15 protein-coding genes are annotated in these 21,045 nt (G+C 40.3%); 10 read left to right on the top strand and 5 right to left on the bottom strand.

Features of this window, described 5'->3' with window-relative positions; all coding sequences use genetic code 11:
• Positions 1–158 precede the first annotated feature (158 nt).
• Positions 159–746, top strand: coding sequence for a NapC/NirT family cytochrome c (locus tag AB4128_RS10625; protein WP_372037616.1), 588 nt, complete (start codon positions 159–161; stop codon positions 744–746).
• Positions 747–952: 206 nt separating this feature from the next.
• On the opposite strand, the gene AB4128_RS10630 is transcribed toward AB4128_RS10625, so the two are convergent.
• The 3 genes from AB4128_RS10630 to AB4128_RS10640 all read right to left on the bottom strand — a co-directional run bounded on the left by AB4128_RS10630 (position 953) and on the right by AB4128_RS10640 (position 3,270).
• Positions 953–1,303 (bottom strand): HopJ type III effector protein, encoded by a 351-nt coding sequence (locus tag AB4128_RS10630; protein WP_372037617.1) that lies wholly within the window; start codon positions 1,301–1,303, stop codon positions 953–955.
• Positions 1,304–1,401: 98 nt separating this feature from the next.
• Positions 1,402–2,064: a cupin domain-containing protein gene (locus AB4128_RS10635; RefSeq protein ID WP_055026416.1), complete on the bottom strand. Its 663-nt coding sequence runs from the start codon at positions 2,062–2,064 to the stop codon at positions 1,402–1,404.
• Between the two features lie 216 nt (positions 2,065–2,280).
• Positions 2,281–3,270: a cytochrome-c peroxidase gene (locus AB4128_RS10640; protein WP_055026417.1), complete on the bottom strand. Its 990-nt coding sequence runs from the start codon at positions 3,268–3,270 to the stop codon at positions 2,281–2,283.
• Positions 3,271–3,784: 514 nt separating this feature from the next.
• On the opposite strand from AB4128_RS10640, the gene AB4128_RS10645 reads away from it, so the two are divergent.
• The 4 genes from AB4128_RS10645 to AB4128_RS10660 all read left to right on the top strand — a co-directional run bounded on the left by AB4128_RS10645 (position 3,785) and on the right by AB4128_RS10660 (position 8,995).
• Positions 3,785–5,119, top strand: a complete 1,335-nt coding sequence (locus tag AB4128_RS10645) for an ATP-binding protein (RefSeq protein WP_372037618.1) — start codon at positions 3,785–3,787, stop codon at positions 5,117–5,119.
• A gap of 11 nt (positions 5,120–5,130) precedes the next feature.
• Positions 5,131–5,955, top strand: a complete 825-nt coding sequence (locus AB4128_RS10650; RefSeq protein WP_055026419.1) for a mechanosensitive ion channel family protein — start codon at positions 5,131–5,133, stop codon at positions 5,953–5,955.
• 93 nt (positions 5,956–6,048) lie between these two features.
• A complete protein-coding gene (rpiA, locus tag AB4128_RS10655) occupies positions 6,049–6,711 on the top strand; it encodes a ribose-5-phosphate isomerase RpiA (RefSeq protein ID WP_055026420.1) in 663 nt (220 codons plus the stop codon).
• 316 nt (positions 6,712–7,027) lie between these two features.
• On the top strand, positions 7,028–8,995 hold the full coding sequence (locus AB4128_RS10660; protein ID WP_372037619.1) for a CRTAC1 family protein: 1,968 nt from the start codon (positions 7,028–7,030) through the stop codon (positions 8,993–8,995).
• A gap of 149 nt (positions 8,996–9,144) precedes the next feature.
• Here AB4128_RS10660 and AB4128_RS10665 read toward each other — a convergent pair whose 3' ends face one another.
• Positions 9,145–11,010: a methyl-accepting chemotaxis protein gene (locus tag AB4128_RS10665; protein ID WP_372037620.1), complete on the bottom strand. Its 1,866-nt coding sequence runs from the start codon at positions 11,008–11,010 to the stop codon at positions 9,145–9,147.
• A gap of 197 nt (positions 11,011–11,207) precedes the next feature.
• Here AB4128_RS10665 and AB4128_RS10670 point away from each other — a divergent pair, with 197 nt between their 5' ends.
• From AB4128_RS10670 to AB4128_RS10685, 4 genes are all read left to right on the top strand, one after another.
• Positions 11,208–11,849: an RNA polymerase sigma factor gene (locus AB4128_RS10670; RefSeq protein WP_372037621.1), complete on the top strand. Its 642-nt coding sequence runs from the start codon at positions 11,208–11,210 to the stop codon at positions 11,847–11,849.
• A complete protein-coding gene (locus AB4128_RS10675) occupies positions 11,846–12,439 on the top strand; it encodes a hypothetical protein (protein WP_372037622.1) in 594 nt (197 codons plus the stop codon). The genes AB4128_RS10670 and AB4128_RS10675 overlap by 4 nt, the downstream gene beginning before the upstream one ends.
• Positions 12,436–13,395, top strand: coding sequence for a DUF4097 domain-containing protein (locus tag AB4128_RS10680; RefSeq protein WP_372037623.1), 960 nt, complete (start codon positions 12,436–12,438; stop codon positions 13,393–13,395). The genes AB4128_RS10675 and AB4128_RS10680 overlap by 4 nt, the downstream gene beginning before the upstream one ends.
• A 174-nt stretch (positions 13,396–13,569) precedes the next feature.
• Positions 13,570–14,517: a LysR family transcriptional regulator gene (locus AB4128_RS10685; RefSeq protein WP_055026425.1), complete on the top strand. Its 948-nt coding sequence runs from the start codon at positions 13,570–13,572 to the stop codon at positions 14,515–14,517.
• A 115-nt stretch (positions 14,518–14,632) separates the two neighbouring features.
• Here AB4128_RS10685 and AB4128_RS10690 read toward each other — a convergent pair whose 3' ends face one another.
• The gene (locus AB4128_RS10690) at positions 14,633–15,535 is read right to left on the bottom strand and encodes a LysR family transcriptional regulator (RefSeq protein WP_372037624.1); all 903 of its coding nucleotides are present in this window, start codon (positions 15,533–15,535) and stop codon (positions 14,633–14,635) included.
• A 449-nt stretch (positions 15,536–15,984) separates the two neighbouring features.
• Here AB4128_RS10690 and AB4128_RS10695 point away from each other — a divergent pair, with 449 nt between their 5' ends.
• A complete protein-coding gene (locus AB4128_RS10695; protein WP_372037625.1) occupies positions 15,985–21,006 on the top strand; it encodes a S8 family serine peptidase in 5,022 nt (1,673 codons plus the stop codon).
• Positions 21,007–21,045: the final 39 nt, after the last annotated feature.

Raw genomic sequence — 21,045 nt, forward strand, 5'->3', positions numbered from 1 at the left:
TGTCACCTAGTTAATTTTCACTTTACTGCTATCTTTACAACATTAAGCAGTAATCATGCACTGGTATTAACCAGTTGGTATCTCAGTCACTTTTATACTCAATCGTGATTCAACGTTCAGCTATATAGTGACACCGTCATTATCAACAGGGTGAAACCATGCAAAAACTCAAGATGTTACTTAACACCGTTTGGCAGACAATTAAAAAGCCCAGTGTGCATTTCAGTTTAGGTTTTTTAGTTATCGGTGGATTTATTGCAGGGATCATATTCTGGGGAGCCTTTAACACTGCCCTTGAAATGTCGAGCACTGAGGAATTTTGTAGTAGTTGTCATCAAAATGTTTATGAAGAAATGAAGCCCACGATTCATTACACCAATCGTAGCGGCGTGCGAGCCACTTGTCATGATTGCCATGTCCCTCATAAATGGACCGATAAAATTGCCCGTAAAATGCAAGCATCTAAAGAGATTTGGGCGCACCTTGTCGGCTCGATTAATACACCGGAGAAGTTTGAAGCTAAACGACGTGAACTTGCCGAACATGAGTGGCGCCGTTTAAAAGCAAATAATTCATTAGAATGCAGAAATTGTCATGAATTTGATTATATGGATTTCACCCGACAATCTGAGCGGGCAGCAAAAATGCATTCAACCTACTTAGAAAGTGTTGAGCAGACCTGTATTGATTGTCATAAAGGGATTGCGCACCATCTGCCTGACATGGCTGGAGTGGAAGGCTTTTAACTAGGCTGAGCAGTCAAAATGACTTATATAAAATAACTGGCATTATCTTGCGTTACTTTTACGTTAATCTATTAAGGCTCTAACTTTCAAAGTCTTAAATAGTTAAAGCCTTAAATAGTTAACGTCTTAAATAGTCAAAGCCTATTATGAGTCAACAAAATTAGTTTTTAAACTAACAAGTTTTTCAGTAATTAGCTTTTCTATGATTAGCTTTTCAAAAGCAGCGGCGTTCCAGTAAAACAAATACCAGCCCATCCATGTTGCATAAACTGCCGAATATTCTGATGATCCGCACCTTGAGGCGTGGCTAACACATCTTGGTAGTATTGGCCGAAAAGCTTAAGCGTTTGCGATTCCGACAATTGATGTCGCATTGCAAATGAAAACACTTTGCAAGATCCTAAGTTTTGTTCTGCACTGTTTTGCTGCTGACCATTACTAAATGCAGTCGGAGTAAACTCATAATACATGTCGATGATCGCCATTGTATCTTCAAAACGGCGCTCTTCTTGGCGATCAATACCGCTAATAAAACGGACTAACTCTGCTTGATGCATTAACGCTTCCTTATAAAGTAGGTTAACTTCATTGTATTCATCATTGAATTAACTGCAGCTTAAAAGGAGGCTATAACAAGGTCAACTGAAACATTTTCTTATTCATCAGCGTTTAAATGACCAACTTTAACTAGAATAACAGTGTCTTGTTCAACATACGGATTATGCTGGCTTAAATGCGGGCTTCTAATCCAACTTCCAGCAGGATACCGTCCATGCTCATCGATAAATTCACCGCTAATCACGTATATTTCTTCTCCGCCAAAATGACGGTGGGGCTGAAATTGACATCCCGCTGGCCAAAAGACTAAAGCGGTAGATTCAGTTAAATGTTGATGCAACGGCATGACCTGTAATTCGCCTTGGCCAGGTAGCCAATCAGTATTACGAGTATCAACTCTGACTTGCTCTTTATCACTTGGTAAAAATTGATGTAACTTTACTAATAACTCACAACCTTGCTCGCTAAAAGGGGCATGACTAAAACCTTCAGGGTTGCGAATATACGTGCCAGCAGGATAGTCACCAGTTTCATCTGAAAATACCCCTGACAATACAAAGATTTCTTCACCTAATGGGTGTGGGTGAGATTTAAAACTTGCGCCAGCATCATACTTAACCACACTGGTAGCATGACCTCGCTCGGCTTCCTCGCGAGCCAAACGTTTACGCCAAACGCCTTTAGCTGGGCTTTTATCCCAATTCAGCTCATGAGTATTTACCACGACGCGTTGGCTAAAATCCATATTGATAGTGTTCATGTATAACCTATTAAACCTTGTATTGTATCTCTAGGGTTATCATAGGGGGATTAGCCAATAAAACCTAGTGGGCACAAAACCGTACACTAGGTACTTTTTGGTACTATTTATTGATTAATAAGATAAAAAATAAAAAGCCTGCTCAATAAGTTGAACAGGCTTTGCTGGGGGAGTGCAACAATATTCAATTAGGCGATTAAACTAATTGAAAATTCCTTACTTAAACGGCACTGGGCGTGGCGTATTTTCATTTGAAGGCGGTAAAATCGGTAACATAATTTGTGGCTGTTCACCGGTTAAGCTCTTCAAGAAATCAACCATTTGCTTGGTTTCTTTTTCACTCATTTCCTGACCTAATTGTATATCAGCCATGGTGTTAACCGCTTCTTCAAGTGTCCAAACACTGCCATCGTGGAAGTATGGATAGGTCAGCTCAATATTACGTAGTGTTGGTACTTTAAAGACAAACTTATCCGCTTCTTTACCTGTTACGCCTTTACGGCCAACGGCTGGGTTATCGGTATGGAATGGTTTAACTAAGCCCATTTTCATGTACATAGTACCGCCAACAGCAGGACCGTTATGACAAGCTACACAGCCTTTATCTTTAAATAATTGATAACCCGCTTGAGCGTCGGCTGTAATGGCTTTCTTATCGCCTTCTAAATACTTATCAAATGGGCTGTTTGGTGTTACTAACGTCTTTTCAAATACCGCAATGGCGTCTGTAATTCTGTCGATGTTAACTTCTTCAGAACCATAAATTGCTTTAAAACGTTCAACATAGCCAGGCATTGAAGCAATAGTACCAACAGCGAGCTCATGGGTATAACCCATTTCTTTAGGGTTATCGATAGGACCCGCAGCTTGCTCTTTTAAGTTAGCAGCACGACCATCCCAAAACTGCGCTAGCATGTAGTCAGCATTTAATACTGTAGGTGAGTTAATTGGACCTTCTTGCCACTCATGACCGATAGACGTTGGCAATGCATCCACACCACCTAACGATAAGTTATGGCAAGAGTTACAAGAAATAAAACCAGACATAGATAAACGTGGTTCAAAGAACAACATTTTACCTAATTCTACTTTTTCAGGTTCGGTGATAACAGCAGGTTTAATCACCTCGATTGGCTCACTTGCTTGAGCTGTAGAAATTGAACAAATTGAAGCAATAATAAAAGCAACAGAGGTTAGCTTGAACATAACGAATAACCTTTTAAAGTATGTGGTTTAATTGCAGCTATCTTATCCTCGCTTTTTTAAGAGATAAAATGACAAAATCCGATTGAGTCTATCGCAGATTTGGATAATAAAAACGAGACTTAAATCACTGTTATTTTTAGCAAATAAGGTAGGTTAACAACTAAATTGATTAGCATTGCTAATTAGGATTGAAATCTCGATTAGAATGGAATGAGATCACACTAATTTGTATCAAAAAAGCGACTCATTTAGCCCCAATGATGACAATTATCTTCTAACTTACAGCGCAAATACGCCCAGCCTTTCCAATTTCCGCCCCAATCAAGTCTGTTAAAGGCGATTTTTTAGCGTTAATTCCACCAGCATCGCCCAACGAAAAACAACATCATGGTGCATTTTGCTTTCAGCATATTAGCCACTTTAATGAAACAACTATGCTAGAGTTAAGAAGTCTTTAGAGACTAAATAAATGGAATAACTCGCTTTTATTAAGCGTGACGAGGTAAAACGTAAAATGGATGTGCAACTACCACAAATCACCCAGGCTTGGACCAAACTGAAAGCCCTGTTAATGGGTCAGCCTGCTATTATTGCTGATGCAGAAAGTGCTGAAGGAAAGTTGTCACTGAAGGATATCGCTAGAATTTACCCCCACCATAATCCAAAGGCGACAGTGGAAAAAACCTTACTGTATAACCCTATAAAAGCTGATCTGGCTATAAATTATCATGCAGCCGATAAAGACGTAGCGGCGCTACCTGAAGCAAAAAATGCTAAACATAGGATAAAACAACAAGTCGATATATCGCCATTATCCGAGCACACTCGCTTTATTGGTCGCGAACATCAATTTATTCAATTAACCGACTCAGTTACTCGTTGGCAGCAAAATAAAGGCGAGTTAACTGCAGTTACAGGCCCTGCTGGTTCAGGTGTTAGCTCTTTTCTCAATCAGTTTCATCATTGGTTTTTAACCCAGCAAGCAACTCGCCAAACAGAAGCGGTACATATCACTTATCTTAGTTTTTACCATGCAGCATTAACCACAAAAGAAACCATTGCTAACCTTTGTTACTGTTTCAATATTAACGATGCTCCAGCATCGATTACCGCAGCGATAGCCTTAATAAACAAACAGCCTGCACATGTGATCATTATCGATGATCTGCATAAGCTAATGCTCAGAATGATGGGTAACTATCAAGCCTTAGTCACATTTGCCACCATATTAATGGAAACCCGACAACGTCATTGCTGGGTTCTGGGTTGCGAAACCTATGTTTGGCACCGCCTATCATCACAGTACGCGATTACCAATTTTGTAAAGTTCGTCATTAAGCTCGACTATTTTGGCCTGTCAGAATTTCGCGATGTAATACAAAGCAGGATTGCACAAATCGGACTGCACATTACTGATAATCAAGATGATGACGCTGAAAAGTTAGCATTTGAGCAACTCACAAAACAATTGCACCAAGCCACTGGAGGCCATAGTAAATTGGCTTGTGTATTGATATTTCATGCATTGATTCAAGACGACAACCACCCGCTAACAATAGCCCCGCTTTGCCTGCCAGATTTAACCAGCTTAAAACAATGCAGCGACGACGATCTGTTTAGCCTTGCAGAATTATACGTTCACGGTGGGTTACGGATTTTTCAGCATGCTGAAATTTTTGCCTGTAGTATCGAGCAAAGTGCACTTAAGCTTGAGTATTTATGTCGCCAAGGATTGATAAAAGCGCATTATTCAAAACAAGATTTTGCCCAACATTATTATGTTATCACTCCCACTTTAACACGACTGATTGCCAGCCACTTAGTCAATCACAATAAGCTCTACCTGTAGGAGTTAGTATCATGGAAGACTCACGTAAAGCCCTGCAAGCCATATTAGATATTATTTCATTCGATAAGTTATTCGCCTTTGCCTTGGTGTGTTTCTTTGCTTGGTTATTGCTCGTGGTTGTGCAAACTTTGCTGACACATTTAACCGTAAAATTACCCAAATACCGCCTACTGTGGAGCCGCTTATACCCATTTGTAAGACTATTTATTTGGGCTACAGTCATTATCTACACTATTGCCGAAATCATTAACCCGCACGAAAATCTGGTACTCGCAGTGATTGGCTCCATTGGTATTGTGCTCGGTTTAGCAACCCAAGAACCAGCTAAAAACATGATTGCTGGGCTGATAATCATGATAACTCCACCCTATCGTGTAGGGGATATGGTGACGTTATCAGGCCATTACGGCGAAGTGATTCAACTCGACTGGAGCGTCACTTGGCTTAGAACTTTTGATGATAATACTGTGATGGTGCCTAACGCAGAGGCGCTTAAAACTGCCGTATCAAATGCCAATAGCGGCGCATTAGATGAAATGGTTGTCGTTAAATTCACTTTACCGATACAGGTTGATCATCAACAAGCGACTCGATTAGCAAAAGAAGCGACACAATGCTCACCTTATACTTTTTTAGACAAGCCTATTACGGTGAATATTGCCACTCGCTATGAGTTTGGCGAGCACCTTATTGAGCTAACCGTCAAAGCCTATGTCATGGATATTCGCTTAGAACGTAAGTTTGCCAGCGACATTAATTTGCGCGTCATCAACGCCTTTAAGCAGGAAAAATTCTATCCTATGTCAACTTCTGAGACCGCAGAGGCCATTAATTAAATCTCTGCCATATCTTGAACAGCTTGGCATTTGCTATACTCTTGCCAATTTTACTACTTATCATTGCAAAAATAGCCAGCTTAGGATGTTGATATGACTCAAGATGAAATGAAAAAAGCCGCCGGTTGGGCAGCACTAGAGTACGTTGAAGAAAACAGTATTGTTGGTGTAGGTACTGGCTCAACGGTTAATCACTTTATTGATGCATTAGCGACAATGAAACACGACATTCAAGGTGCGGTTTCTAGCTCTGAAGCGTCAACTCAAAAGCTAAAGCAATTAGGCATTGAAGTATTTGATTTGAATAGCGTGTCTGATTTATCAGTGTACGTTGATGGTGCTGATGAAATTAACGCCCACATGGACATGATCAAAGGCGGCGGCGCAGCATTAACACGCGAAAAAATTGTTGCGGCAGTTGCAAAGAAATTTGTCTGTATTGTCGATAACACTAAGCAAGTTGACGTATTAGGCGAGTTTCCACTTCCAATTGAAGTGATCCCTATGGCACGTTCTTATGTGGCACGTGAATTAGTAAAATTGGGCGGCGACCCTGTGTACCGTGAAGGTGTAGTAACGGATAACGGCAACGTTATTTTAGATATGTATAACTACAAAATTCTTGACCCTAAAGCGCTTGAAACTCAACTAAACGCTATTGTAGGTGTGGTGACTAACGGCTTGTTCGCAAACCGTGGCGCTGACGTATTGCTTGTTGGTTCACCAGATGGTGTTAAAACTGTAGCCGCTGAGTAGCTAAACTAAAAATACGCTTATCTCGTATCAAGCGTTTTAAAAGTCTAAAGCCCAATACCACATTGGGCTTTTAATACTTATAATTCAATAACCTAAAGAAAAAACAAACCCGCTCACTTACCTGTCATAGCAATAACGCCCTAGCCTATAACAAGTTCAAATCAAGCCTACACCGCTATAACAATAAAAAACTGACTGCTATTTCTACTCGCTTTTACATTCGGTTTTAAAGTTAACTTTAAACGTTACTGATATGTTAACCGCCACAAAACATGCTACATTAATAAACATATGATGATTATTAATGGTAATGATAATGCCCTCTTTCACTAAGCCAATCAATCTCGCTCAGCTAATCCTACTGCTCACTGCAAGTCAATTAACAGCATGTGCAAGCGAAAATTCAACCCCTTCAAAAAACAATAAAGTCGATACCTTATTTAGCGAAACTCATGGTGTTCTACCCGCAGAGGAACGTGCTAGACGTAAATGGGATGGTGCTATTGTGGGAGATTTAGATGGCAACGGTTTTCAAGACCTTCTGTTAACTGAACATGCCTATAAGGTTTTCATCTATTGGAATGAAGGTGGATATTTTTCCCCGCCTACTGAGTTAGTTCAGGGAGATATGCACGGTACTGCAATTGCTGACTTTGATAAAGACGGTTTAGTGGAAGTGATTATCGCTCAAGGGGGAGGAAATGGCAGCAATCCGAGAAAACCAAGACATTATGAAATTACCCGAGATCGTGAAATTACTGGTGGCGAGCAGCTTAGTCACTTTGAAAAAGGCCGTGGCCGCTCAGTAAAAGTATTAGATGCAAATAACGACGGTAATTTAGATTTATTTTTAACCGGATTTGCAACGCCAGAACAATTTAAAACGGGCGCTAACCATTTTTATAGCAACAAGGGTGCAGGTCAATTTACCTTTAACGCCCACCTTCCTTTTGGTGACCGTTTAAGTTACCGATCGTCAATAACCGATTTCAACCAAGATGGAGAATCAGATATTGTTGTATATGGCGGAAAAAATATTGTGCTTGCCAAAGGGGGTGAAGGTTATAGCTTTACAGATGCCACAGACGAAGCGTTAGGTGAATTACAAAAGATAAGCCATGCCAGTTCAATATCACAAATAGACTTTGATGGTGATGGCGATTATGACTGGGTTATTAGTCGATCAGAACATCAGTTTCAACATGAAACCTATTATGATCCTGAAACCAAAAGATTCGCATTTTTTGCACGCTTTCAACCTTCTCAGCTAGAAGACCTCACGATAGCTGGGCCATTTAAACTTGAAAATTTACAAATGGCCTACCCGCACTATGATGTATTTGTAGGCAAAGACAAACGATTACTGGACGTCAAAGCTCAAGCAGTAAAAACTGGTCAAAGCTGGAATAGAAGCGGTAATAACCGCATTGAATTAACCCAAGAAGCATCTCAAGGCTGGCCAGAAGGACTCTGTGCCAAAGGGGCTAAAATGAAGTCCTTACCCGAAGGTTCAAAACCAGGGCTTTATATTGGCTATGTCGGTGATAATAAATGGCGGGTTTGTAGTCAAACACAATCAGCAACCGCTGGGGTTATTAACAATGTGACTTCAACGCCAAGTCCAACGTTAAATCCTCCTTTACCGGCTAAATTATTGGAAAATCGTAATGGACGCTTTGTCGATGTCACTCAATCAATGAGGATTAATATCAATGAGCAAACCACCAGTGCTTTAGCAGCCGACTTTAATAATGATGGCTGGACTGATTTATTTTTCATGCGTTACGGTAATATGGCAAAAGAAATCACCCAGTATTTATACTTAAATAATCAAGGAAAATCGTTCAGTTTAGCGAGTAACCACGGCGTCATTTCAACAGATATTGGTGCCACAGGCGCTGGAGCGGAAGTCATAGATTATGACCGAGATGGCGATGCAGATTTAATTATTGCCAACGAACGTGGCAAATGGCACCTATTTGAAAACCATACCAATAGCCAAACTAATAATCACTTTTTAGGCATAAAAGTCACTACATCACCTTCAAAGCAGGCTGATATCTTTGGGGCTAAAGCCATAGTATCGGCATGTGGACGAATTCAAACCCGCACTGTCGGTGACACAGCATCAGCTTATGCTGCGACCTATAACAGTGACTTATTATTTGGCCTAGGTGATTGTAAAAGCGTTGATATGGTGACGATCAGTTGGTCAAATGGTGAAAGCAAGCAGTTTACGCCAAAGCGAATTGATCAATATATTGATCTAACAACACTAGAGTAAAGCTAGGCTTGGATATTAATCTCGCTAAGACATTAATCTCGCTTAAATGAAAGAATCAGAAGTCATACAGAAGCTGAAATAGCATACTCTGTATGACTTCTTAGGTTATTGAGTTAGCTGTTTTATAGTACATGCTTTAAGTAACAAACCTAGCCCACTTTAAATAGACTAACCGCCTCATGCAGCGCCTCTGCTCGTTGCCTGACATCTTGAGTTGCTGCAGAGTTTTCTTCGGTTGCATTGGCTGTTTCATCAGCAATATCACGGATAATCACCACATTCTTATTCACCTCTGCAGCCACCATACTTTGCTCTTCAATGGCGGTAGCAATTTGTGTACTCATATCTGAAATAGTTTGCACATCTTGAGTAATAGAATGCAATAACTGCCCAGCACCACCCGCTTGCTCAACACTGTCTGTTCCTTTTTGCTGACTAGCGTCCATTAACTGCACAATCGAATGTGTACGGGACTGTAGTGTGGTAATAATTTTTGAAATTTCCTCGGTGGACTCTTGCGTACGCATGGCTAAACTTCGGACTTCATCGGCAACAACAGCAAAGCCTCGCCCTTGTTCCCCTGCCCTTGCAGCTTCAATGGCTGCGTTCAATGCCAGTAAGTTAGTTTGTTCTGCAATCCCTCTGATCACATCAAGCACACTACCAATCGTTTCACTGTCTCGCTCTAATTCTCCGACCACTTCAGACGAGTCACTAAGTTGACTTGCCAAGGTTTGAATTTTTTCAATGGTTTGCTCAACACTCACTAACCCTTGTTGTGCATGTTCATTGGTTTCGTTAGCCTTTAGCGCAGCTTGTTCAGTATTGCTGGCAATTTCTTCAATCGTTGCACCCATCTCAGTAATCGCTGTAGCAACCATATCGGTTTCGCTGAGTTGCCTTGATACGCCATCAGAAGCCACCACGGCATTTTGAGTCAGCTCTTCACAGGAAATATTCATTGCTTCGACAGACTCATTAACTTGTTCAATTAAGGTCTGAAAACTGAGCACCATGGCGTTAAAGTGTTTTGCAATTCTGGCAAGTTCATCATTTCTGGTTTCATCACAACGCAAAGTAAGATCTTTATTTTTCTCAACCTCGGATATCACTTTATTAATGTCATTAATCGGCACCACAATACTGCGTAAAATCAGGTAGGCAAATACGCTTAAAATGAGGGTGATTAACACAAAAATAGTAGCGCCTAATATGAGTGCATTATTTTCAGCTTGGCTAATTTCTTGGTGAGTTTGCTGTTGAAGCGTAGATAAATCAATCGCGGTTTTCTTAATCGCTTCTCGCAATATCAACATGTCGCCATCGTAAGCACTTAAGCCAAACTCTTTTTCTTTATCTGTCAGTTGTACAAAACTGCGTTGATAAGCATTCACCAATTCAGTAATCTGCTTTTTTGTTTGATAATCTAATGTGGATGCGTTTAATTGCGTTTTAAACAAGCTAATATTTTTATCAAACCTATCTAAATAACTTTGAGTGCGTCTGAGCATAAAGTCTTTTTCATTTCGACGAAGCTGCAGCATAGTGACCGACAATACATTTTGATTTTGCTGCTTTAATATGGTTTCAACATTATGGACAGATTGTCTTAAGTCGCCATACAAACCAGTTTTTGGTGTTAAGCCTATCTCAGTTTGTAATGTCACCAATTCGGCAAACAGCCCTTTATATGTTCGTAAACTCTGATTAAAACTAGACAGGCTTTGGGTAGGTAAGCCACGTTCAATTAAAGTCTGATCAAGTTCAGCAATGATGTTATTGATGTCGTTGTAGATATCATCGTGATCTTGAATGTATTTAGTATCTAAACGGGCAAAAAAATCTTTTTCAATCACTCTTAGGTTTAATACTTCTCGCTCAATTTCGGTCACATGATTAGCTGCGCTGGCTAATCGAGACTTCACTTCGCTAGTATAAAGTTGTAAGCCAAACATTGCGGTAAAAGCCACTAAAGACACCACCACGCTCAATATTAACTTGGTACGAATTAACATATAAATCCCTAATAACCTTAAGGTACATTAAAAATATAGATGCACATTTGCTCTTTAGACAATGTTTGCACAAACTAAATTTTCCCAATCAAATTAAGCGATAACTACATTAGCCAACATCGCTATAATATTTATCGGCTCAAATAGCACGAACTTAATTTATTTTATTGTGCAGTAAACCTTTTGCTAACTTGCTAATGTCTAATCTAGTAACTCACACCCAAACGGATAAAACGGTGAACTTGAATATCAATAACATCACTGACATTGCACCAACGCTTCAAGCAAATGCGAATGAAGTGAATGTTGCTATCGACGGGAATACACCCGACGAACAGTTAGTGGCGCAGGCATTGGATGGGAATAAAATTGCTTTTAAGCAACTTTATCAACGTCATCAAGGACGAGTGTATGCGATTTGTTTTCGTTTGAGTGGCAGTCACGATCATGCAGATGAAATTTGTCAGGATTGTTTTGTCAGACTGTGGCAAAAATTAGGACAGTTTAATGGTGAAAGCCAATTCAGCACTTGGTTACATAAATTGTGTGTGCATCAAGCCATTAACAGCATGAAAGCTAAGCAACGTTTTTGGCATCGTTTTTTACCCGAAAGCAACTTAACTGAACATGCTGAACAGCAAAACAGCACCCATTATGAATACCATAGGTTAGACAAATTAATACTGACCTTACCTGAACGAACCAGAGTGGTGTTTGTGTTATCCGCAATTGAAGGGTATCAACACCAGGAAATAGCAGAGATGTTGAATATTGCCGTGGGAACCAGCAAAGCGCAGTACCACAGAGCAAAGCAAATGTTACAGGATATGCTGGTATGAAGAATTTATCTCCACAACAAACCAAAGCAGAAAAACAACTTGATGAGTTGCTCACAAGCTTACCGACTGAGATCAATCCACGCGTAGATCTTTGGCAAGGCATTGATGATCAAATCAGTGGCAAAACAACTCATAAACCTTTCTCGGATCAGCAGCAATGGAAAACACTTGCTATCGCTGCAAGCCTCGCTTTTGTGATGGTACTAGGTTGGCAGTTATCTACGCCAAATATGACTTCTGAACAAGAAACAATCACGGTTGATAACGCTTTATCAAATCAATCGACTGAAGACTTAATTGCCTTGGTAGATCAAATTGCAACGACTCATCAGCAACAATTAGCCTCATTTGAAGACAATAAATTCACTGTTGGTATGCAGCTTGATAATCAAATTAACCCATTTAATAAAGGGTTTACTGAGCTTCAACGTGCATCAAAAGAAATCCAACAAGCATTAAAAAATGATCCCAATAACAAACAAGTCTGGGACTTATGGTTATGGGTAATGAAAAGAGAAATTGAATTGTTGCAACAACAGCAACGCACACCAACTAATTCGACTCCATCAACGCAAGGAAATGTAATATGAACACCAAACTTAATCACCTATTTAGCCGTATTGTAATCGGTTGCAGTGTGCTGCTCACTCCGTTGATGGCCCAAGCAATTGAGCAAATTGACCGTGAAATGACCGTGTCAGCGAATCCTCAAGTTGAGCTAAAAGTGCAACGTGGCAAAGTCGAAATTGTGGGCTGGGATAAAGATATCATCAGTGTTAAGGGCCATTTAGATGAACTGTCACAAGGTTTTATCTTCGAGCAGAAAGGTAATGAGATTGTCATTGAAGATAAACTACCAAGCAGTTATCGAGGTAATAATAAACAAGGTTCAAATCTTGTTATTCGAATTCCAACCAATCTAAAGCTTGAAGCAGAGGGTGTATCTGCTGATTACGAAGTAGAAAAGCTCAGCGGAAAAATTCAGTTATCTTTGGTCAGCGGCAGCATGGAAGTTGAAGAAACTGAAGGTGAAATCAAACTAAATACTGTCTCTGGCGACATTAAAGCAGACGAGCTCAACGGTAAAATTGAACTAGAAACAGTATCAGGTGACATTAAAGATAAAAATATCCAAGGCAAAGTGCAGTATCGCTTAGTCAGTGGCGAGCTTGAATCTGAAAATAACCGTGTAACAGATTTAGCAATTGACCAAGTCTCTGGCGATATTGAAGGTAGCTTTACCTCAGCGCAAAAAGTCAAAATTGTTACTGTGAGTGGTGATATTGAAGTCAAACTCAGTGACGCTGTTAGTAAAGTCGTATTCGATACCGTGAGTGGTGATATCGATGTGAAGTTTTCAGCGATGCCAAACTTATCGTTTGAAATTGATGGCGGCCCTGGTGGGAGAATTGATAACCGCCTAACAAGTGATAAACCAATGAAAACAAAATACACCTCAAGAGAGTCAATTCAATTCAAAACTCAACAAGGTGATGGCAGCTTTAACGCAAGCACTGTGAGTGGCAAAGTCAGCTTAGAGAAATAGTCACCAACATAAAGGAGACCGACTTTAATTTCATTGAAGCGGATTAAAGTCAGTCGCCTTTATAAATATTTAGCAGTCTTTGAAGTATCAACCCAATAAGATACTCACTTTCGACATTTAAGCTCAATGGCAATACACTGAATATACCTTGTTTCGGTATTGCTATTAAATTTAATGAATAAAACGCCATTTGAAGCTCTCGATCTTAATTTGATCAATGTTTTTTTCATTTTATATGAAGAGCTAAACACACATAAAGCAGCCGAAAGGCTCCACATCAGCCAACCTGCTGTGAGTAGAGCATTACAGAAGTTACGTGATGCTTTTAACGACCCCATATTTGTTAAAACCAGACACGGCTTAACTGCAACCGATAAAGCACATTATTTAGCGCAAAAGTTGCCTAATACTTGGCAAGAGCTGACCGATATTATTAACCACATGGAAGAGTTTGAGCTTAAGGCGCTCACGGGTAAAATTAATGTCACTCTGCACCCTGCTCTCATAGGATTAATTAGTGACCAATTATTTTTAGCCTTGCATCAATTAGCACCAAAAATTGAATTAGTGGTTTCGGTGTGGAGTAGTAACACAGAGCAAGAGTTACTATCAGGTAAGCAAGATATCGCCGTCACAATGGTTGAACCTGATTTTTCCAAAGAAATGACAGTTAGGACATTACCAAAGTTATTTGCCAAAGCTTATTTAAACAAGCAACATCCTTTAGCGAGGCATGTCATTAACGAACAATCATTTGCCGATTATCCACTAGCTGTTTTACATGTGACAGGGTGGAACGAAAATACAACCTATGTTGAAAAGTATCTTAGAAATGCTGGATTAACACCGAAGATAGCTTATCGAAGTCCGCATCCTGATTCAGTATTAAGTGTGGTTTCGCAAACTCATTTAATTCATGCAGCAGGTGCGCAATACCACGGCATTAATACTGATAAAGTGTGTAGTAAAATTATTCATATCAATAACAAACCTGTCGAGCTGAATAGCTATTTTTGTCACCATTATCGCCATAGAAACAAACCGTTATTTCAGTGGCTATTCGACACGATTGAGGCAATAGTTAAGCAACAACATTTATCAGAGAGAAACCTGTCGAGCTGAATAGCTATTATTGTCATCACTATCGCCATAGAAACAAACCGTTATTTCAGTGGCTATTCGACACGATTGAGGCAATAGTTAAGCAACAACATTTATCAGAGAGAAACCTGTAAAATTAGCACTTTGCTGGATGAATAAAATCGATAAAAGCTTTAGCTGCCGGTGTCAGTTTGCGGCTTTTTAAATACACTATGCTGAACGATGCTCTTATATCTGGCATATCGGTTATCGGCAATGCGACTAACAAGCCATTAATGAGCTCTTTTTTGACCGAAACATCTGGTGCTAAAGAAACTAAGTCACATTCGCTCAATGACTCTTTAATTGCTTGAAACTGCTCAAATTTCACTAAACCAGAAAATCCTTTACGATACTTATTGAACAGGTCGCCAAATTGATCATATAGGGTCTTAGGTAAGGCAGATGGAATAGCAATGGGATACTGCTTAATATCAGCTAAAGTCAGTGGATTTATTCGTGTTAATGGATGCGCTTTACGACAGCAAAAAATAGCTTGAAAACTCGGCAGCGGCACCACCTCAATATCATCTCTTTGTTCTAATTCTGTCGCTTTAGTTTCAGCAATAAATAGCGAGACTTCAGCTTTGCATAGCTGCTGATATAGCGATAACCAATTACCCACTTTTAATTCTACATTCACATTGGGAAATGTATGAATAAACTGCCCTATACTTGGCCCGACGATACTGTTTAATGGAATAGCACTAGCGCCAATAATTAGCTCACCGGTTTCAAGCCCTTGAATCGCTTGTATCTCACGCTTTAAAAAATCGACATCGCGTATTATTCGGCTGCCATGTTCCACAACAATCTCACCAAATGGCGTCAATGTCACAGAGCGAGAAGTTCGCTCCAATAATTTAGCCCCGAGTAAGTCTTCCATTTTTTGGATACTTCGAGATAACGATGGTTGGGCTAAGTTTAATTCCAGTGCAGCTCGATGAAAATGTTTTAAATCAGCAACAACAAGAAAATGTTTTAAATGACGCAATTCCATAACAAACCCAATTTAAATAAGAATACAAAAACAATTAATCAATAGCATTCACGTCAACCTACTATTAAAAAACAATTTATAAAAACAAATTAAAAATATTAGAAAGTAATTTATTAATTTAATATTAACTATAAACACAATAACAAATCAATATAAATAACCCCAAAAGTAAAACCATCATAACCCACTGTTTTTAATGGACATAAATAAACTGCGACACGTATCAATATGTATCAATTAATCTACAGTTAATCGATTACTTATAAACATCAAACCGATTCAAAAAATGTATTAATAAAATCATAGACAGAATATTAATTAATAGTTTTTGTGCATCATTAAATGCTTAATTTCGCATTGGATTATTAATTAACAATTTTGCAAACTCTATTTAACTGTCAAATATATTCATTTGCAGTTATTAAAATAATAATTAATAGGGAAGCATCATGAAATTAAAAAAATTATCACTCATGACATTGGCTGCAATATATGCGGGCGGTGTTGGTAGTGTTGCTGCAAGTAGCCCTTCATCTGCAAATGATAATGTGCAATTGCAAGGCGTTAACTTAATGGAAATGTACCTCGCCCAGAAGGAAACTCAGGCAAGAATGGGTACCGATACAACTGCGCCGCTTCGACGTGGTGACATGCGCAATATTCATTTCCAAGCTAAGCAAGCAAAAGACAAGTTTCAAATTGAACAAGACATTGTTGGCAAACAGACCTACATAGTAAGAATGCATGGCAATTCTGTAGCAACTTACAAAGGTGATATTCCAGGTTTACAAGCAACTCAGGCTACACTCAATAATAAAAATACCAAACTATTCACAGCGGGAGTCGCCACTGGCGCAAGTATTAATGCCATTGATGCTTATACCAATCACTTACTATCAAAACAGCAAAGTCTTATTCAAAAAGCGGGCTTAGAGGTAAAACAACAATTTACCTTAGCTGCAAACGCTTTTACCGTTGAAATGACCCAAGAAGAAGCAATGCAGCTGTCTACTATGTCAGAAATTGCCTACATTCAACGCTCAAAAGTTTATCAATTACATACCGATGTTGGCCCAGAGCACATTGGCGCAACTGGCGTTTGGGATGGCACTTCCACAGTAGATGGCGCAGCCTACAAAGGCGAAGGCATGATAGTGGGTATTATTGACACTGGCATCAATACTGATCACCCTTCTTTTGCAGCCGTAGGCGGTGATGGTTTTGAACACACCAATCCATTAGGCAAAGGAAATTACCTAGGGGATTGTAGCCTTAAAGAGTTTGCAGCACGATGTAATGATAAGTTAATCGGTGTATATACTCACAAAGACATAACTGCTGAATTTAAAGATGAATGGGGAAACCCATTAGCACCAGATTTTGGTGAAGATTTTCAAGGCCATGGTAGCCATGTAGCAGGCACAGTTGCGGGTAATGTTTTATATGATGTAGATGTCGTTGGTTCACAACTTGGCGGTGGTCCTGGTAATCCCATTGGCGTGCAAATGCCATCAATTTCAGGCGTTGCACCACATGCAAATATCATCTCATACCAAGTGTGTATGGTAAGTGGTGGCTGTTCTGGCGATGCCATGTTATTTGCTATTGAACAAGCTATCAAAGACGGTGTAGATGTCATCAACATGTCTATTGGTGGCAGTGAAAGTTTCCCTTGGGATGATGCTTTTGAAATGGCGTTTCTTTCGGCCCGAGAAGCGGGTGTCGCTGTTGCACTATCTGCAGGTAATTCTGGCGCGGCAAATGGTGAAGACTCACTTTATACCGTAGACCACACATCACCTTGGGTGTTGAACGTTGCAGCAACGACTCATGCACGCTCAATTGCGATTGAAGATAAAGCACTAGATAATTTTGTCGGTGGCGACGAAACGCTAGTTCCAGATAGACTGGATGCCGCTGGTATTTCAGAGTCGTTTACCGGTAACTTTGTTATCGCCGCTGATTTTGGTGATGCACGTTGTAATTCACCTTTCCCTGCCGATACTTTCCAAGCGTCAGACATTGTTATTTGTGAACGTGGTGATATAGCACGCGTTGAAAAAGCTTCAAATGCAGCAGCAGGTGGCGCGGGCGGGTTTGTACTTTATAACACTTGGGATGAAGCCGATGACGTCGCTAATGATACTTATGCAATACCAGGTGTACACATCACTGCAAATCAATGGTATGGCAATTGGCAAACGAAAGGCCTTCAACCTTGGCTTCAATCAGGCAGTGATTTACAAGGCACCATTACCGCATCGACAGCTACGCGCGTTATCACTCCAGAAAATGCAGATCAACTAGCAAGCTTCTCATCTCGTGGCCCATCAAGCACTATTGAAGAGCTATTCTCACCTGGAATTGCGGCGCCAGGGGTCGATATTTTTGCCCCATGGAATGATGAAAATCCATTAAACCCGCAAGCAGATACCCGTAATTATAACGCTATTAGCGGTACTTCAATGGCAAGTCCACATGTTGCAGGTGTTATGGCCTTAGTGCGTCAAGCAAATCCGAGCTGGACAGCATCAGAAGTACAATCTGCATTACAAATGACCGCCAATAGCCAAGCGATTAAAACCGTTCATCCTTTAGATAGAAAAGTTGAAGTCGCAGGCCCATATAGAGCAGGACATGGCCTAGTCAATATTGAACACGCGATTAACAGTGGTCTAGTCATGGATGAGACTGCAGATAACTTCCGCAGAGCTAATCCACAAAATGGTGGTCAGGTGCGTGAGCTTAATTTACCGCAACTCATTAATAAAGATTGTGGTTTAAGCTGTAGCTGGATCCGTACAGTTAAAGCAACCCGCGATGGAACATGGAGCGTTGAAGCCCTATATTCTGATCGCTCGCCTCTGTTTTGGGATTTTACCTTAGATCCAACCGCAAAAGTTAACGTGACTCCATCAACCTTTACCCTTAAAGCTGGCGAAACGATAGACTTAACCGTCACTAGCCTATTTAAAGAGTCAGACATGGCTTGGTACGATGGCACAGTTCAAACGGCTGCGGGTGAAATTCAATTCACATCTCAAGATCAAACCATTCCTGCTGCACATTGGCCATTTTTGGCAACGTACAACGGAAAAACACTGCCGAACACCATCAATATTACCGCAAACGATGACCAATCTCAGCACGTGATAGCTGATGTCCCGTTTGGCGCTCCTGGTTCGAGTTTAACTGGTGTTGCATATACTCCCGTTGAAGCGACAACCGAAACCTTTGATCTACCTCGCCGTCAGTTTAGCGCGATAACCATTGATGAAGAATTTTATTGGGATACCACATTACCTAACATCAAAACCTTCGTTGTCGACGTACCTGAAAACAGCGCAGTATTACGTGCTGAATTATTAGGTCGCGTCGCCTCTGAGACTGACCACCCATTTAACCAGTACCTTCAATCAGATGTTTATATCTTTAGAGATTTCAACAATGATGGGCGTTTACACCAATCTGAAGCCATTTGTGGTTCAATGCTTGGGCAAACAACCAAAGGTCAATTCTGTGCTTTAGAAGAACCTGAAGCGGGTGAATACACTATCTTAGTAATGAGTGCCTACCCTTTATTTCCATACGATAATGTCGATACGATTGAAATGGCCCATGTGGTGATTCCTAAAGAAGCTTCATCAGCTATTAACCTTAATTTTGAAGATACTAGCGAGCTAAATTCTTCATTAACTATCGACTGGAATATGGAGATGGAACAAGGAAAGCATTACTACTCAGCAGCTGCTATTTCAGCAGGTGATAATGCACCAGGTTCTTTAGCAATCGTTCCGTTAAACATTAAGCGCGATGTGAATAGTGTTTCAATTAATAGCTCTCAAGATGCTGCTCGAGTAGGCGATATTATTGATGTGAGTGTTGTGGTTCAGCCTAACTTATCTGGTAATGACCGTTCTTTAGAGCTCGATGCAACATTGTCGGCAGGTCTTAAGTTAGTACCAGGAAGCATCGCTGCAATTGAAGGGCTGAGTGAAACTGAAAACGGCTTTAGCTTATTACGAAGTCAGCTTGATACTTCTGCACGTGAAACCAATTACACCATTACGACTAACCTTGAAGATGCCATGTGTCGTACACCATTGGATATTGACTATCCAGATGGAACACCCGTAGATGGTGGGTATCTAGACTTGGCAAAGTTTGGCATTAACGTGTCGTGGGGTAGCTTCTTTGAAGCGACTGAATGGGGTGGAAACTGGGTTCATGATGTTGAAATGCCTCTAAACGCTGGTACATTAACCCCATTTGATAATCAGGATTATTTTAGTACTGACTCTATTATTCTAAGTTCTAAAGGTTGGTTGCAATTAGATACGGGTAACTATAACCCTTGGGATTTTGTCCCTATGAATATGTACTTAGAACTACCAACTAATGAATATTCAACTCCACCTGATTTCATCATTGCGCCTTTATGGGGCGGCTTAGATGCTACAGACCCTATGGCCATGTTTGCTCCACAGAAGTGGACATTGGCTATGTATGAGCAAAGCTGGGATATCAACCAAGAAAAAGGCGTGACATTAGCCTTTGCCGATGATTTCACCATCATTGAATGGAATAAAGCGGCAACTCATGACAAGAGTTGGGATGAAAACTGGAATACAGTAATAACACCAAGAAATGATAACTATGATTACCAAGTATTTTTGAAAAACAATACTGGTCATGCGCCAGGTGAATATGAAATTATCATGGCTTATGACAACATTGATTTTGCAGGTGAATCGAGTGAAGGTTCAATTGGTGTTCGTGGATATAACGGCCCACGTGGCACGTATGGCCCATTAAAAGGCCACACAGGTGTGAGCTATGCCTTCAATGATCTTGAAGACAAAGTGTCTAGCAACCTAGTGGTGTGTTATGACATTACTGGTCCAAGTGACAGTATTGTGGTTGTGAATATGCAAGCTGAAGTCACAACAGACGCCCTTGGCGTTAATCAAAGCGTCACCGTTACTGGTGATATCGAAGGTATTGCTAATGCCAATGCGGAGCAAATGATTAATGTCGCCTCAAATATCATTATATCTGATATTAGCGATAAAATGATGGATGAAAACACCACACTCGAAGGTATTACCGTTACCTATGCTGACAATGATGGAGGCGTTTCAGCCAACACCATTACAGTTACGGGTGACAATATTACCGCGGTTGTGAACGGTCATACTTCAGGTTCAAGCTTTGACATTACGCCTGCAGCTGACTTTTGGGGTGAAACAATGGTCACAGTTACAGTATCTGACAACGTTTTTCCGAACGACATGAGCTCAACAACCTTCATGCTGACGGTAAACTCTGACGGTATTGAGCCAACGCCACCAGCAGCAGAAAAACCAATTGAGCCAGAAACACCCAAATCTGATTCAGGCGGTAGCTTAGGTTTATGGGGGTTGTTATTGATGTTGGGGTTTACGACCATACGTCGTCAAAAACGTCATTAAGCTCAATACCTTCACATAATATGTCAATGCGATATCGAT

Origin of the sequence: Shewanella sp. 10N.286.52.A9 (genome assembly GCF_041468985.1) — a bacterium.
Classification (GTDB): Bacteria; Pseudomonadota; Gammaproteobacteria; order Enterobacterales; family Shewanellaceae; genus Shewanella; species Shewanella japonica.

What these genes read in the sequence shown, in the direction of transcription:
- AB4128_RS10625 (WP_372037616.1), top strand. Translation starts at nt 159, where the DNA reads ATGCAAAAACTCAAGATGTTACTTAACACCGTTTGGCAGACAATTAAA.
- AB4128_RS10630 (WP_372037617.1), bottom strand. Translation starts at nt 1,303, where the DNA reads ATGCATCAAGCAGAGTTAGTCCGTTTTATTAGCGGTATTGATCGCCAA.
- AB4128_RS10635 (WP_055026416.1), bottom strand. Translation starts at nt 2,064, where the DNA reads ATGAACACTATCAATATGGATTTTAGCCAACGCGTCGTGGTAAATACT.
- AB4128_RS10640 (WP_055026417.1), bottom strand. Translation starts at nt 3,270, where the DNA reads ATGTTCAAGCTAACCTCTGTTGCTTTTATTATTGCTTCAATTTGTTCA.
- AB4128_RS10645 (WP_372037618.1), top strand. Translation starts at nt 3,785, where the DNA reads ATGGATGTGCAACTACCACAAATCACCCAGGCTTGGACCAAACTGAAA.
- AB4128_RS10650 (WP_055026419.1), top strand. Translation starts at nt 5,131, where the DNA reads ATGGAAGACTCACGTAAAGCCCTGCAAGCCATATTAGATATTATTTCA.
- rpiA (WP_055026420.1), top strand. Translation starts at nt 6,049, where the DNA reads ATGACTCAAGATGAAATGAAAAAAGCCGCCGGTTGGGCAGCACTAGAG.
- AB4128_RS10660 (WP_372037619.1), top strand. Translation starts at nt 7,028, where the DNA reads ATGCCCTCTTTCACTAAGCCAATCAATCTCGCTCAGCTAATCCTACTG.
- AB4128_RS10665 (WP_372037620.1), bottom strand. Translation starts at nt 11,010, where the DNA reads ATGTTAATTCGTACCAAGTTAATATTGAGCGTGGTGGTGTCTTTAGTG.
- AB4128_RS10670 (WP_372037621.1), top strand. Translation starts at nt 11,208, where the DNA reads ATGTCTAATCTAGTAACTCACACCCAAACGGATAAAACGGTGAACTTG.
- AB4128_RS10675 (WP_372037622.1), top strand. Translation starts at nt 11,846, where the DNA reads ATGAAGAATTTATCTCCACAACAAACCAAAGCAGAAAAACAACTTGAT.
- AB4128_RS10680 (WP_372037623.1), top strand. Translation starts at nt 12,436, where the DNA reads ATGAACACCAAACTTAATCACCTATTTAGCCGTATTGTAATCGGTTGC.
- AB4128_RS10685 (WP_055026425.1), top strand. Translation starts at nt 13,570, where the DNA reads ATGAATAAAACGCCATTTGAAGCTCTCGATCTTAATTTGATCAATGTT.
- AB4128_RS10690 (WP_372037624.1), bottom strand. Translation starts at nt 15,535, where the DNA reads ATGGAATTGCGTCATTTAAAACATTTTCTTGTTGTTGCTGATTTAAAA.
- AB4128_RS10695 (WP_372037625.1), top strand. Translation starts at nt 15,985, where the DNA reads ATGAAATTAAAAAAATTATCACTCATGACATTGGCTGCAATATATGCG.